General features: G+C 55.9%; 11 protein-coding genes and 1 pseudogene. 7 read left to right on the top strand and 5 right to left on the bottom strand.

Translation table 11 applies throughout. The features are described 5' to 3' along the window. Positions 1-651 precede the first annotated feature (651 nt). From T363_RS0107025 to T363_RS0107005, 5 genes and pseudogenes are all read left to right on the top strand, one after another. Positions 652-837 carry a hypothetical protein gene (locus tag T363_RS0107025; protein ID WP_031474567.1) on the top strand — a complete coding sequence of 62 codons (186 nt, stop codon included), beginning with the start codon at positions 652-654 and terminating at the stop codon, positions 835-837. Between the two features lie 109 nt (positions 838-946). Next, a complete protein-coding gene (gene iolD, locus T363_RS0107020) occupies positions 947-2,899 on the top strand; it encodes a 3D-(3,5/4)-trihydroxycyclohexane-1,2-dione acylhydrolase (decyclizing) (protein WP_031474565.1) in 1,953 nt (650 codons plus the stop codon). A gap of 250 nt (positions 2,900-3,149) precedes the next feature. Further along, positions 3,150-3,941: a 5-deoxy-glucuronate isomerase gene (locus tag T363_RS0107015; RefSeq protein ID WP_031474563.1), complete on the top strand. Its 792-nt coding sequence runs from the start codon at positions 3,150-3,152 to the stop codon at positions 3,939-3,941. Between the two features lie 12 nt (positions 3,942-3,953). After that, positions 3,954-5,075 carry a 4-hydroxybutyrate dehydrogenase gene (locus T363_RS0107010; protein ID WP_031474561.1) on the top strand — a complete coding sequence of 374 codons (1,122 nt, stop codon included), beginning with the start codon at positions 3,954-3,956 and terminating at the stop codon, positions 5,073-5,075. A gap of 114 nt (positions 5,076-5,189) precedes the next feature. Beyond that, positions 5,190-5,450 (top strand): annotated as a pseudogene (locus T363_RS0107005) (acetyl-CoA hydrolase/transferase C-terminal domain-containing protein); the annotation flags it as partial. A gap of 155 nt (positions 5,451-5,605) precedes the next feature. On the opposite strand, the gene T363_RS0106995 reads toward T363_RS0107005, so the two are convergent. Continuing rightward, positions 5,606-5,935, bottom strand: a complete 330-nt coding sequence (locus T363_RS0106995; RefSeq protein WP_031474557.1) for a DUF3795 domain-containing protein — start codon at positions 5,933-5,935, stop codon at positions 5,606-5,608. 285 nt (positions 5,936-6,220) lie between these two features. Between T363_RS0106995 and T363_RS0106990 the strand changes: the two genes are divergently transcribed. Further along, a complete protein-coding gene (locus tag T363_RS0106990; protein ID WP_031474555.1) occupies positions 6,221-9,646 on the top strand; it encodes a pyruvate carboxylase in 3,426 nt (1,141 codons plus the stop codon). Between the two features lie 60 nt (positions 9,647-9,706). On the opposite strand, the gene T363_RS0106985 is transcribed toward T363_RS0106990, so the two are convergent. Continuing rightward, entirely contained in the window at positions 9,707-10,651 is a 945-nt protein-coding gene (locus T363_RS0106985) for an L-lactate dehydrogenase (RefSeq protein WP_031474553.1), read from the bottom strand. A 215-nt stretch (positions 10,652-10,866) separates the two neighbouring features. On the opposite strand from T363_RS0106985, the gene T363_RS15090 reads away from it, so the two are divergent. Next, a complete protein-coding gene (locus T363_RS15090) occupies positions 10,867-12,036 on the top strand; it encodes an S-layer homology domain-containing protein (protein ID WP_051643149.1) in 1,170 nt (389 codons plus the stop codon). A gap of 112 nt (positions 12,037-12,148) precedes the next feature. Here the strand turns inward: T363_RS15090 and T363_RS0106975 are convergent, their stop codons facing one another. The 3 genes from T363_RS0106975 to T363_RS0106965 are packed head-to-tail and all read right to left on the bottom strand — an operon-like array spanning position 12,149 to position 14,093. Then, positions 12,149-12,400: a helix-hairpin-helix domain-containing protein gene (locus T363_RS0106975; RefSeq protein ID WP_031474549.1), complete on the bottom strand. Its 252-nt coding sequence runs from the start codon at positions 12,398-12,400 to the stop codon at positions 12,149-12,151. After that, the gene (gene thiD / locus T363_RS0106970; protein ID WP_031474547.1) at positions 12,397-13,188 is read right to left on the bottom strand and encodes a bifunctional hydroxymethylpyrimidine kinase/phosphomethylpyrimidine kinase; all 792 of its coding nucleotides are present in this window, start codon (positions 13,186-13,188) and stop codon (positions 12,397-12,399) included. Before thiD ends, T363_RS0106975 begins: the two co-directional genes overlap by 4 nt. After that, positions 13,185-14,093, bottom strand: a complete 909-nt coding sequence (locus tag T363_RS0106965) for a radical SAM protein (protein ID WP_034971920.1) — start codon at positions 14,091-14,093, stop codon at positions 13,185-13,187. The genes thiD and T363_RS0106965 overlap by 4 nt, the downstream gene beginning before the upstream one ends. Positions 14,094-14,140: the final 47 nt, after the last annotated feature.

Genomic DNA, 14,140 nt, shown 5'->3' with positions numbered 1-14,140 from the left:
CAGGAGCGCTTTGAAACCCGCACTCCGATGGAAGTCCGCACGGAGGCATTAAACTCCGATACTCCTGCACTGTATCCCATTCCTGAAAATAAGCGTATTCAAAAATACAAAGAAAAGTTCGCTGCATAAACAAGCTCACCGTTCCCGAAAAAGGAAACGGCGAGCATAACCGCACTATATTTTATTTATTTCTCCGGTCTACCTTGACAGGGGCGGATCAAGGTGCCTGACTTTTTATTTTTTGTTCGGATTTTGCTGGAACGGAACAGGCATACAGCCCTGAAACAGGATATTTCAGCGTTGTGTATAGGAGAAGAAAAAGGAATTGGGTGTTTTTGATGGTAATGATGGGACAGTTCGTCTGGCATATGGAATGAGGGACATGGTAGATATGGTAAAGACACTGTTGCCCTTTGAATGCTGCATATATCATAGCAGCTTTCCGACGAATTATCTTTTTTCTTTATGCGTTTTTTAAAGATGACAAGGAGTTGTAATTGACAGTCCGGAAACCGGTGAATATCCGGTAAAACAGCGCAAGAAAACGAAAAAAAGGGTGCCGGTGGAGAAAACCGATTCCTGTAAAAGTGGAGTTAGAATTTTTGCTGATATAGAGCAATTATACCAGCTTTGTGATGGAAAAAGATGCATATGGGAGCGATGATGGGGACGCTGCAGCGCGAAAAAACGAGATATTCAAAAAAGACTGCCGGCAGCACGGCTTTTGCGGAAGGACGCGCACAGCACAAACAGATGAAGTCCTCAATGAAAAGTTCAGAGAAAAGAAAAAAAGACCGGATTTTTCGGTGCATGACCTTGAAAACAACGATAATATGAACAGACCAAGATGTTAGAAGAAATAGCGGATGGTGGATGTTAAACTAAAACCATCAAAAACAAGAGCCGCGGGCAGCGGCCGGAAGACAAGTTTTGAGGAGGAAGAAACATGGGTAAAACCAAAATGACAGTAGGCCAAGCGATCGTCAAGTTCCTGAACCAGCAGTATATTGAGATGGACGGCAAGGTAGAGCCGTTTGTGGATGGCGTGTTTACCATCTTCGGCCATGGCATGGTGGTAGGCCTTGGTCAGGCGCTTGAGGAAGATCCCGGCCATTTGCGCGTTTATCAGGGCCGCAACGAGCAGGGCATGGCACATGCCGCGATCAGCTATGCCAAGCAGCATAACCGCCGTAAGATCATCGCGTGCTCGTCCTCGATCGGTGTGGGTGCGGCAAATATGGTCACCGCAGCGCTGACCGCAACGATCAATAACGTCCCGCTGCTGCTGTTCCCGTCGGACTCGTTTGCAACCCGCCAGCCCGACCCGGTGCTCCAGCAGCTTGAGGTGCCGAACGATCTGTCCATGACGGCATCGGACTGCTTTAAGCCGGTGGCGAAGTACTGGGATCGCATTTCGCGTCCCGAGCAGGTGATGAGCGCGATGGTCAACGCGATGCGCGTGCTGACCGATACCGCAAACTGCGGCACTGCGGTTATTTCTCTGCCGCAGGATGTGCAGGGCGAGAGCTTCGAATATCCGGATTATTTCTTTCAGAAGCGCATCCATCATATCGCCCGCCGCGTAGCGGATGATTATGAGCTGGAGCAGGCTGTGGAGATGATCAAGGCATCCAAGAAGCCGATGTTCATTTCGGGCGGCGGCGTGCGCTACTCCGAGGCGGGCGAAACCGTGATGGAGTTCTGCAAGGCATTCAATATCCCGGTATCCCAGACGCAGGCAGGCCACTCCGCGCTGCCGGATTCGTTCGAGCTGTCGGTTGGCGGCATCGGCGTTACCGGCGGTTTGGCGGCCAATGCACTGTGCAAGGACTGTGATCTCGTGATCGGCGTCGGCACCCGGTTTAACGACTTTGTTACCGGCTCCAAGTGGGTTCTGTTCCGCAATCCGGATATCAAGGTGCTGACCATCAATACCTCTGAATTCCATGCAGAGAAGCTGGATGCGACCCGCTGTGTCGGTGATGCAAAGGTCACACTTGAAGCGATCATGGCAAAGCTCAAGGAGGACGGCTATAAGACGGCTTATACCGATGAGATCGAGAACATCCGCAAGGTATGGGAAGAGGAGCGCTTGCATGTGCTGGGCGTGCAGTATCATGGCGAAGGCTTTGGTGAAGGAAAGTTTGTGCCCTGCGTACCCAGCTGGACCGAAAAGATCATGAATGATTACATTAAGGATATCGGCGGCACGATTACTGAGTCCAATGCGGTCGGCATTCTGCGTGAGGAGATCGATGACGATGCGATCGTCGTAGCGGCGGCAGGTTCGCTGCCGGCCGACCTCGAGCGCTTGTGGGTAACGGATGCAAAGGATTCTTACAATATGGAATACGGCGCTTCCTGCATGGGTTATGAAATTGCAGGCGCGCTCGGCTCCAAGCTGGCAGCGCCGGATAAGGAGGTTTATGCGCTGGTCGGCGACGGTTCCTTTATGATGCTTAACTCTGAGATCCCGACGGCAATTCAGGAGAACGCAAAGATCACGGTTGTGGTGTTTGACAATGCGGCCTTCGGCTGCATCAACAACCTGCAGATGGGCAATGGCGTTGGCTCGCTGGCAACGGAGATGCGCCACCGCAATGAGCAGACCGGCAAGCTGGACGGCACCTACTGCTATACTGATTTCGGCAAGGTAGGCGAAGGCTACGGCATGAAGGCGTTCTATGCCAAAACGCCGGAAGAATTCCGCAAGGCCGTGCAGGATGCCAAGAAGGAAACCTGCTCCTGCATCATCGATGCGAAGGTATTGCCCAAGACCATGGCAGAAGGCTATGAGAGCTGGTGGCATATCGGCGTAGCGTCCACTTCCCGGTCTGAGGAGGTCAAGGAAGCCCGCAAACGCATCGACGATCATCTGGCAGAAGCGAGAATGTACTGAGAAAATTTGTTATTCCCTTTTCTTCTTCTTCCGCATCTCTTATTACGCTCATTGCATTCTCTGATATTTTCTCTCACACCGTACCGGACGCAGCGCGGCACAGGGGGCTGCGCTGCCGATGGGCGGGCAGCGGAGGAATGGGAAAGACGAAATCGTATCCGTACTGAACAAATAGATGGATCAGGCACAGCCGCCCGTACAGAGCGGGCGGCTTTTTGCTGCAAAAAACGGAAAAAAGGAGCGAAAAACGATGAAATATACAAGCAATGGCCCGTTTGCACCGGGCTATAATAAAATGGTCTCTGCTGTTGAGCATCCGGAAATGATGGGCATGGAGTTCGGTGTTGTTAAAATGGCGGCAGGCGATGTGATGCACTTTGATTATGCACAGGAGGTCGTTTATGACCTGCTGTCCGGCAAGGTGACTTTTGCATGGAATGGCAGCAGTGAAACAGTAGAGCGCCGTGACTGCTTTCATGAGGGCGCGATCCTGCTGCACGTGCCGCAGAACACCAAGGTGACCATTACAGCAGAAACCGAGACTGAGGTTGCAGTGGCGCGCACGGAGAACAAGAGACCCTTTGCAGCAAAGCTCATGCGCCCCGAGGACTGCCTGTGCGCGAATGAGGAACGCGGCGCAGGTCAGATGAACGAGTGTTCCACCCGCATGGTACGCACCTTCTTTGACCGCTCCAACTGCCCCGAGACCAACTTTTTCATTGGCGAAGTGGTGCATTTCCCGGGCAAGTGGTCCTCCTATCCGCCGCATCAGCATGTGGAGCCGGAGCTGTATTATTATAAGTTCCTGCCGGAAAATGGTTATGGTCTGGCCGAGTATGGTGATGATGCCTATAAGGTCAGGCACAACGATTTGACCGGCATGCCCTGCAATGTGACACACTCGCAGGCGGCGGCGCCGGGCTATGCGGAGTATTATCTGTGGTGCATCCGGCTGCAGGACGACAAGAATATCGTTACCACGGTCGTACCGGAGTACGAGTGGGTGACTCATGCGGATGCAAAATTTTTTCCGGAAATTTAAGGAGGCAAAACCATGAAAGCTTTTCAGCTGATTCCGTCCATTGCAGAATATGCGGATTTCGGAACGCTGGCGAAGGCGCTGAAGTTCGGCCCGGCCGATCTGATCCTGACCAATGAATATATTTACAATCCCACGATCGCGTCGCTGAAGCTGGGCTGCCATACTTGCTTTCAGGAGAAGTACGGCGCGGGAGAGCCTACCGATGTGATGGTGGACGCGATTCTGAACGATCTGCGGGATAAGGATTATGACCGTATTGTTGCGGTGGGCGGCGGTACGGTGATCGATATCGCCAAGGTTTTGTCGGTGGCGCAGCCGTCCGATAAGGTGGATGACCTGTATGACCGAATGGCATCGCTGGAAAAGGAGCATCCGCTGATTATTGTGCCCACAACCTGTGGCACGGGCAGCGAGGTAACGAACATCTCGATTATCAACCGTACAACCAAGGGCATCAAGGTCGGTTTGGTGTCCCCTGCGATGTTTGCGGATGAAGCGGCGCTTGTGCCTGCTATGCTGGACAGCCTGCCGTATCCGGTATTTGCGACCAGCTCGATCGATGCAATGGTGCATGCGGTGGAAAGCTATCTCAGCCCGAACGCCTGTGCGCTGAGCGAGATGTTTTCGGAAAAGGCGCTGCAGCTCATCCTGCGCGGCTGGAAGGATGCGGTTGCGTCCGGCAGCAAGGACGGCTGGAAGCAGCATGCGCCGGAATTCCTGCGCGCATCCAATTTTGCGGGCATCGCGTTTGGCCATGCAGGGTGCGCGGCGGTGCACGCGATGGCGTATCCGCTCGGCGGCGTGCATCATATCCCGCACGGGCAGGCCAATCAGCTCATGTTTGCGGATGTGATGCGTAAGTATCAGGAAAAAAAGCCGATCGGCAAAATCAACCGTCTGGAAGAACTGCTGGCGAAGGAACTGGATGTAGAGCCGGTATTCGCACTGGAACAGCTGTATACTCTGATGGATGCGGTACTGGAAAGGGGGCCGCTGCACGCGCATGGCGTGACCGCGGAGGAACTGCCGGACTTTGCGCACAGCGTGATGCAGACCCAACAGCGTCTGCTGGGCAATAATTACGCGGTGCTGACCGAAGAGGATCTGCTTGCGATCTACCGCGCAGCCTATTGAGCGGGGGGAGAGCAAATGGATTGGAGAAGCTACTATAAAGAGCATACGATGACGCCGGAGCAGGCCGTCAGCCTGATCCACGACGGCGACCGCGTGGTGTTTGGCCACGCGGTGGGTGAGCCGATCATCGCGTTGCATTCTACTACAAAAGATGAATCCATATCTAAAATTGTTCCTCTACTAACTACAGGCGCACCGGTTACAACCAGCCGTTGTGATGTGAATTATATCGTGACCGAGTACGGTGTAGCGCAGCTGCGTGGACAGACCCTGCGTGAGCGTGCCAAGCGCCTGATCGCAATCGCGCATCCGAAGTTCCGTGTTGAGCTTACGGAGGAATATGAACGCCGCTTTGGGGAAAAGCCCAGCGTTTGACGGCTGCGATCAGCAGAAGGAACTGCTATGGCTCCGGAGAAAAAACATTTACACGCGCGCAGATCGCTTTGATCTATGCAGCGCTGTTGGCACTGATCCTTTTTTTCAGCTGCTGTGTGTATATCACGCACAGCCTGATGGGGTGACTGTGCATTTTATGTAAGGTTTTTCCGTGCATCCGGATTGTGGGAAAGGATTTGCTGAAGTGTGGGACATTCCGCCATGTTTTCGCAGATACCGCAAGAGGAAACGCCTTTTTGCAGTGCACACTGCCGGATATGGCAAAGATGTTCGCAAAATACGGTTTTCACTCCGTTTGTACGGCATCCCTCACAGTTAATATGTTCCGGCAGAATGGGCGCCTGATTGAGTGCAGCCCATGCTTTTGCTGTTCTTTCACGCAGCGCCTGATCATTATGGATTGTTGCCAGATAGGCATCGCACGTTTCGCAGTTTAATCCGCAGTATCCGATCATCTTGTTCATGGGTCGGTCTCTCCCTTTGTATGGTGTGATATGCAGAGAATGGTTATCAATATTATAACATAGAAGCATGCCTGCGGTGAAACATTTCGCGGGGTTTGAAGGGCTATTGCTTCCGGAGGGGGCTGTGGCTGCGGTGGAGGAGAGGGGGCGGTGCAGGGGTGAATAAAGGGATCTGAAAAATATTTTGTAAAAAATCGGACTTTTTTCGGAAAAGGACTTGGAGAAAGATAAAAAGCGTGCTATGATGAAGGAACAATTTGACTTGCGGAGAGGAAGGGATGCCCTATGGAGATCAAGCCGTTCCAAAAAATCATGGTAGCCAATCGCGGAGAAATCGCGCTGCGTATTTTCCGCGCATGTTATGATTTGAACCTGCGGACGGTCGCTGTGTATTCGGCGGAGGATACATACAGCCTGTACCGCACCCGCGCGGATGAGGCATATCTGATCGGAGAGAACAAAAGCCCGCTGGCAGCATATTTGGATATACCGGGGATTATTGATCTGGCCAAGCGGCGCAACGTGGATGCGATCCATCCCGGCTACGGCTTTTTATCGGAAAACGCGGAGTTTGCCCGCGCCTGCCGGGATGCCGGGATCACCTTTATCGGTCCGTCTCCCGAGATACTGGATCAGATGGGGGATAAGCTGGCGGCAAAGACCATTGCACAGGCCTGCGGTGTGCCGACGATCCCCGGATCGACGCGGCCGCTGCGGGATGCAGAGGACGCGGTCGCGCTGGCGGAACAGTACGGTTATCCGGTGCTGCTTAAGGCTGCGGGCGGCGGCGGCGGACGCGGTATGCGCCGCTGCGATACAGCGGAAGAGCTGCGTGTTCATTTCCCGCAGGTGCAGAGCGAAGCGCGCAAGGCCTTCGGCAATGAGGATATTTTCATCGAAAAGTTTCTTGTGGAGCCGAAGCATATTGAGGTGCAGATTCTGGGCGACCGCTACGGCAATATTGTGCATCTGTATGAGCGCGATTGCTCACTGCAGCGGCGCTACCAGAAGGTGGTCGAATTTGCACCGGCGTGGAGCGTACCGGAAGAACTGCGCAACCGCCTGTATGCCGACGCGGTCAAGATCGCGCGGCACGTCGGATATGTGTCTGCGGGTACGATCGAGTTTCTGGTGGACCAGTCGGGCAGCTATTATTTTATCGAGATGAATCCGCGTATTCAGGTGGAGCATACCGTTACCGAAGAGCTGACCGGCATTGATCTTGTGCGTTCGCAGATTTTGATTGCAGAAGGGTATCCGCTGTTTGACGATGCGATCGGCATCCGCCGGCAGGTGGATGTACAGGCGAGGGGCTATGCGCTTCAGTGCCGCATCACGACTGAGGATCCCAAGAACAACTTCCTGCCGGATATCGGCAAAATCACCTCGTACCGGTCTTCAGGCGGCAACGGCGTGCGTCTGGACGGCAGCAACAGCTATGTCGGCGCGGAGGTGTCGCCGTATTACGATTCCCTGCTTGTTAAGATCACCTGCCATGACCAGACCTTTGACGGGCTGTGCCGCAAGGCGCTGCGTGCCATCAGTGAGGAGCAGATTCGCGGCGTAAAGACCAATATCCCGTTTATTACAAACATTTTGCAGCATCCGGATTTTCAGGCAGGCCGGTGCCACACTAAGTTTATTGATGAAACGCCCGAGCTGTTCGATTTTGAAGAGGGGAAGGATCGCGCGACCAAGGTGCTGCGCTATATTGCGGAGATTCAGGTTGCCAACCCCTCGGCGGAGCGGGCACAGTATGATGTACCGCGTTTCCCGCGTCCGGAGCACACGGCGCAGCCGGAAGGGCTCAAGCAGTTACTCGACCGGGAAGGCCCGGAAGCAGTGAAAAACTACGTGCTGCATGAAAAACGGCTGCTGATCACCGATACCACCATGCGGGATGCACATCAGTCCCTGCTTGCGACCCGGATGCGCACCCGTGATATGCTGGGCGCGGCAGAGGGCACCGCGGAGATCCTGAACAACTGCTTTTCACTGGAGTGCTGGGGTGGCGCGACCTTTGACACGGCTTACCGCTTCCTGCATGAATCCCCGTGGGAGCGGCTTGAACTGCTGCGTGAGAAGATACCGAACATCCCGCTGCAGATGCTGCTGCGCGGCTCAAGTCTGGTCGGCTACGCGAATTACCCGGATAATCTGGTGCGTGCGTTCGTAAAGGAGGCAGCCAAAACCGGTATCGACGTGTTCCGCGTGTTCGACTCGCTCAACTGGCTGCCCGGTATGGAGGTCGCGATGGACGAGGTGCTGTGTCAGGGCAAGCTGTGCGAGGCAGCGATCTGCTACACGGGCGACATCCTTGATCCCAAGCGGGATAAGTACACGCTGAACTATTATGTAAATCTCGCCAAGGAAATCGAAAAACGCGGGGCGCACCTGCTGTGCATCAAGGATATGTCCGGCCTGCTCAAGCCCTATGCGGCGAAAAAGTTGGTAACAGCGCTGAAAAACGAGGTCGGTCTGCCGATCCATCTGCACACACACGATACCTCGGGCAATCAGGTGGCGGCGCTGCTGCTCGCGGCCGAGGCGGGTGTGGATATCGTGGACACCGCGATCGATTCGCTGTCTTCGATGACCAGCCAGCCGTCCATGAACGCGGTGGTGGCGGCGCTGCACGGGCAGGAGCGCGATACCGGACTCGATCCGGACGGTTTGCAGAAGCTGAGCAATTATTGGGCGGATGTCCGGCTGCGCTACCGTTCGTTTGACGGCGGCCTGAAAGCGCCTTCAACCGACATTTACCGCTATGAGATGCCCGGCGGGCAGTACACCAATTTACAGTCGCAGGTGGAAGCGCTCGGCCTCGGCAGTCAGTTTGAGGATGTGCGCGAGATGTACCAGCGGGTCAATCTGATGCTGGGCGATATCGTTAAGGTGACGCCGTCCTCGAAAATGGTGGGCGATTTGGCGATTTTTATGGTACAGAACCGTTTGACACCGGAAAATATTTTGGAAAAGGGCGAAGCGCTGACCTTCCCGGATTCGGTGGTATCCTATTTCAAGGGCATGATGGGGCAGCCGGAGGGCGGCTTCCCGCCTGCGCTGCAAAAGCTGGTGCTCAAGGGGGAGGAACCGATCACCTGCCGCCCGGGGTCGCTGCTGGAGCCGGTGGACTTTACCGCTGCACGGCAGGCGGTGGAGCAGTTCTGGCCCGGCGCGAAGGAACGCACCGTGCTTTCATGGTGCCTGTACCCCAAGGTGGTGGAGGAATACTGCCGCCACCGCAAGGAATATGGCTATATCACCCGAATGGGCAGCCATGTGTTTTTTAACGGTATGGCGCTCGGTGAGACCAACCAGATCAACATTGAGGACGGAAAAACGCTGGTGGTCAAATACCTCGGTTTGGGCGACCGGCATGAGGACGGCACGCGCACAGTGCTGTTTGAGCTGAACGGCATGCGCCGCGAAATCACGGTTCGTGATCCGCAGGCCGGTTCGGTTGTGGAGCAGGTGCAGTTGGCAGATCCGCAGGATAAGGGACAGGTTGGTGCGGCGATGCCGGGGCTGGTGTCTCGTGTTCTGGTGCGCGAAGGCGATACGGTCGAGCGCAATCAGGTGCTGCTTGTTCTGGAGGCCATGAAGATGGAGACCTCGGTCGTGGCGCGCATATCCGGCAAGGTGGATCGCCTGCTGGTCAAGGAGGGAGCGGTCGTCAAGGCCGGCGAGCTGCTTGCGGTGATCAAATAATCGAAAATAAAACAGTGCTGCATCGCTCCGTGATGGAACGGTGCAGCATTGTTTTACGGCTCAGTGCTCAATTTCATCGAGCAGTGCACGCATTTTCTGGGCGGAGTCCTGCAGTTTTGTCAGCTCGGCGGGGGAGAGCGGAATATCCAGCACATGCTGCACGCCGCCGCGCCCGACAATGGAGGGCATACCCAAACAGACGTTATCCACGCCATATTGTCCGGTGATCAGGGAGGAGACCGGAAGAACTGAGCGCTCATCGCGTACAATGGCTTCGGCGATCCGGCGCACCGCCATACCGATGCCGTAATAGGTTGCGCCCTTGCTTTGGATGATCGCATAAGCCGCGTCACGCACATGTTCGTAGATCTGCTGCAGTTCGCGTGCGGGATCGGGCATACCGGAAAGGCGGCAGTAATCATCCAGATCAACACCGGAGATATTGGCGCTGGACCAAACCGCCAGCTCGCTGTCGCCGTGTTCGCCGATGATAAAGGCGTGCACGTTGCGGCTGTCCACCCCGAGCCGCTGTCCCAGCAGGTATTTGAGCCGTGCGGTGTCCAGCACCGTGCCCGAGCCGATCACCTGTCCGGCGGGCAGACCGGATAGCTGCTGCGCCATACAGGTCAGCACATCCACTGGGTTGGAAACGATAAGCAGGACGCCTGCAAAGCCTGCTTCCCGCAGCTGCCCGATAATGGAGGACAGGATCGCGCGGTTGCGCCCTAAAAGCTGAATACGGGTTTCGCCGGGCTTCTGGTTGGCGCCTGCCGCGATGATGACCAGACCGCAGCGGGCAAGATCGGCATATGTCCCGGCACGCACGCGGCAGGGCTTGGCAAAGGCCACGCCGTGGTTGATGTCTGCGGCTTCCCCTTCGGCTTTGGCATGGTTCATATCGACCAGCACAACCTCGGAAAATAGGCCGGAAACCGCAAGTGTATAGGCGCAGGTGGAACCGACAAAGCCGACACCGATGACACCGCAATGCTGGATATTTTCCATATATCCACTTCCTTTCTCGGATAGTATGTCCGCAGAGGACGTTTTTCCATGCACGAAAAAACGGTATCTTATGGTTTGCCGAGTTGCAGCGGCTGTGTTATAATAACATGTAACAGAAAAAACAAGCCGGTTATGTCATTTGCTGCGGCGGTAGTCCGCCGGAGAGCAAGCTGCAATGCAGATGATTACACAGGATGAAGGATGGGAGCGTACCTATGAAAAAGTGGATGCGTATTGCCGGGATCGGCGTGCTGTTGACGGGAACGATGACGGTTTCTTGCTGGGCGGCGGAGTATACGGCCTGCGCGGATCAGATGCAGCGAATGGGGCTGTTTCGCGGTACGGAGCAGGGCGGAGAGTTGGATCGCGTGCCGACCCGTGCGGAAGCGGCGGTCATGCTGGTGCGTCTGCTGGGCGCGGAGGATGAGGCATCTGCATTGGACTATAAGGCGCCGTTTGTTGATTTGAAAGGCTGGGAGCAGCCTTATGTGCAGTATTTGTATGAAAACGGGCTGACAAGCGGAGCTGCTCCAGACCGATACGAACCGGAGCAGCCCTGTACCGCGCAGATGTATGCGGCGCTTATGCTGCGTGCACTTGGTTATACCGAGGAGGATGGGGATTTTTCCTATGCCGATGCGCTGACCCGTGCGGAGGAGATTGGCCTGTATGATCCGGCAGTGATCGATACGAAGAATTTTCTGCGTGATGATGCGGTGGCGGCGAGTTATACGGCGCTTTCCCTTATGCCGAAGGGAGAAACGGGTACGCTGCTGGATCGGCTGACTGCGGCAGGAGCGGTCGGACAAACGGAGGCGCAGCCCAGCCAACAGCTTTTTGCGGATTATGCCGCATACCGCGCAGATACCGCAGCATGGGCTGATCTTACAGATTTTGGTGTGCGCGGCGGCCTGCAGGCGGCGCTGCGCGGTACGGACGGTTATCAGATGACGGTACGCACAGAAGAATACACCACAGTTAGTTGTGCGGATGGCATGGCTGTATCCGAAGGGGTGCTGACGCTGCAGGCTCCTGCAGTCAAACCGTATCAGCAGGCTTACCGGCGGGAGACGGCTGACCGGCCGGATGCGGCACAGCGCGCCATGCTGTATGGATATGGGCCGGTGCCGCTCGCACTGATTCAGCAGATTGACCGAACCCGGAACGAATGGACTGTTACGCTCGAAGGTGTGCCGCAGCTTTATCGGGAACAGATGTGGGCGCTGCATCAGGCGGCCGGCGCGGTGTGGGAAATGCCGGCGCAAAGCACATTGGTGCAAACGGTGCGCAGCGGGCGCATTGTGACCCAGCAGATGACTGCTGCGCTGACGAACGGAGAAGTACGGGCACAGATTGTTGTGATTGGTGAAATTGAGCCGGCTTAAGTTGATTGGAGCCGCTTGTTCAGATAGCAGCGTAAGGCTTTTCGACAGACTGAAGCGCCCGCCTGACCGTATGCGGTCGGGCGGGCGCTTGTTGTATTCATCGGAAGCAATTTTATTTTTGATCCTTCCAGTACCACCATTTGCACTTTTCGGGATCTGGCTGCGGGGTTTCGGCATAATAGACCGCACAGCGGTATACATAAAGCTGGCAGCGGTCAATGCAAATACCGCGCCGCTGACAGTCGCGGCGGTACATTTCCTCCGGATCTGCGCCGCGCAGGGAAGCGATTGTGGGATAGCCCAGCGCGATCAGGTCTTTTTCGGTCTCCGGTCCCACACCGGGAATGCGCCGCAGCTCGCTCATGGTTCGTTCTCCCAATCTACTTTGTGCTGCAAAGGGCCGGAACCATGTCCAAGCGCCAGCCCACAGCGGATGCAGGCAGTGAGATATCGTTTGGCACGGGTGACACTCTCGGTCAACGGCAGACCTTGTGCCAGCCCGCAGGCGATGGCAGAGGATAAAGTGCATCCGGTGCCGTGGGTGTTGGGATTGTCGATCCGCGGAGCGGACAGCCAATGAAGCGTACCGTGGTCGAACAGCAGATCGTCTGCACAGTCAGCCAGGTGCCCGCCCTTGACCAGTGCCGCATGGCTGGAACAGGCAGCGATATCCTTGGCTGCCCGTTCCATTTGTGCGCGGTCGGTGACCGGATAGCCGCAGATCGCTGCCGCTTCTGCCAGATTGGGAGTGACCAGTGTGCACAAGGGGAAAAGCTCTTCCAACAGTGCGTGTTCAGCGGCGGGTTGCAGCAGCGCATGCCCACTCGAGGATCGTATAACGGGATCGAGCACAATGGGCGGCGCGCCGTATCGGCGCAGCCGTTCGGCAACCGTGCGAACGATGCCCTCGTCGTACAGCATACCAATTTTAACTGCATCCGGACGGATATCGCGGAACACACAGTCAAGCTGCTGACCGACGAGTGCAGCCGAAACCGGCTGCATGGCGGTAACGCCGGTTGTGTTTTGCGCAATCACCACGGTGATGGCAGCCATGCCATATACACCGTGCGCTTCAAAGGTTTTCAGGTCGGTTTGGATACCGGCGCCGCCTGTGGGGTCGGTTCCGGCAATGCTGAGAACGGTTTTCATGTTGGGATATCCTCCAATCCGGTGCCATCAAAGGCGGGGATAAAGCTTTCGCTGACCGCTTCTGACTGTTGAAAAAAACCGCCCAAACCCAGATCACGGAAGAGGGCGCAGGCCTCGTGATATTCCTCGGGGGTGATCGTGCGGTCGAGCTCAGGCCAGTCTTGCATGGCAAAGGGGGTATACTGCCGCATCAGGCTGACGAGTACCCGGTCACCGAAGCGGGCGGCAATGTCGCGCAGCACCTGCGCGGTATCGCCGGCCAGCCCGGGCAGCATCAGGTGGCGGATGACCGTGCCGCGCAGCAGCAGCCCGTGTTCATCATAGACCGGTGCACCGGTCTGGCGCACCATTTCTGTGATGGCAGCAACAGCAGTTTCACGGTAATCCGGCGCGTGGGAGTAGCGTTCTGCGTAGTAGCTGCTGTAATATTTGTAGTCCGGCAGATAAATGTCGATCCAGCCGTCGAGCAGCGCCAGTGTGTCCGGGGATTCGTAACCGCTGGAATTATAAACGGCAGGAATATGCAATCCCTGCGCACGGGCCAAACGCAGTGCTGCAATAATATGCGGCGCATAATGTGCGCCGGTAACCAGATTGATGTTGTGCGCACCCTGCTGCTCCAGTGAGAGGAAGGTGCGGGCAAGGCTTTCGACGGAAAGAGGCCGTCCTGCGGCTTCTCTGCGGCTGATTTGACGATTTTGACAAAATACACAGCCGAGGGAACAGTGCGAAAAAAATACGGTTCCGGAGCCGTTTTTTCCCGAAATCGGGGGTTCTTCCCAAAAATGCAGCGAAGCACGCGCGGCTTCCAATGTGGCATCCGCACCGCACAGACCGCGGGTACGGGTGCGGTCTGCTCCGCAGGCACGTGGGCACAGGCGGCAGTGTTTGAGCAATTCCGTCACATCTATCCCTCCAACAGCTCCTATTATAGCGTATTTTTACATAGAAA

Origin of the sequence: Agathobaculum desmolans ATCC 43058, assembly GCF_000701665.1 — a bacterium.
Lineage (GTDB): Bacteria > Bacillota > Clostridia > Oscillospirales > Butyricicoccaceae > Agathobaculum > Agathobaculum desmolans.
The sequence above is the reverse complement of the archived record's forward strand: the minus strand, read 5'-3'. Positions and strand labels throughout refer to the sequence as shown.

Bases quoted from the DNA above. Each gene is read 5' to 3' on its own strand.
- T363_RS15090 (WP_051643149.1), top strand. From the start codon at position 10,867: ATGAAAAAGTGGATGCGTATTGCCGGGATCGGCGTGCTGTTGACGGGA.
- T363_RS0107015 (WP_031474563.1), top strand. From the start codon at position 3,150: ATGAAATATACAAGCAATGGCCCGTTTGCACCGGGCTATAATAAAATG.
- T363_RS0106995 (WP_031474557.1), bottom strand. From the start codon at position 5,935: ATGAACAAGATGATCGGATACTGCGGATTAAACTGCGAAACGTGCGAT.
- T363_RS0107010 (WP_031474561.1), top strand. From the start codon at position 3,954: ATGAAAGCTTTTCAGCTGATTCCGTCCATTGCAGAATATGCGGATTTC.
- T363_RS0106990 (WP_031474555.1), top strand. From the start codon at position 6,221: ATGGAGATCAAGCCGTTCCAAAAAATCATGGTAGCCAATCGCGGAGAA.
- iolD (WP_031474565.1), top strand. From the start codon at position 947: ATGGGTAAAACCAAAATGACAGTAGGCCAAGCGATCGTCAAGTTCCTG.
- T363_RS0106985 (WP_031474553.1), bottom strand. From the start codon at position 10,651: ATGGAAAATATCCAGCATTGCGGTGTCATCGGTGTCGGCTTTGTCGGT.
- T363_RS0106975 (WP_031474549.1), bottom strand. From the start codon at position 12,400: ATGAGCGAGCTGCGGCGCATTCCCGGTGTGGGACCGGAGACCGAAAAA.
- T363_RS0107025 (WP_031474567.1), top strand. From the start codon at position 652: ATGGGAGCGATGATGGGGACGCTGCAGCGCGAAAAAACGAGATATTCA.
- thiD (WP_031474547.1), bottom strand. From the start codon at position 13,188: ATGAAAACCGTTCTCAGCATTGCCGGAACCGACCCCACAGGCGGCGCC.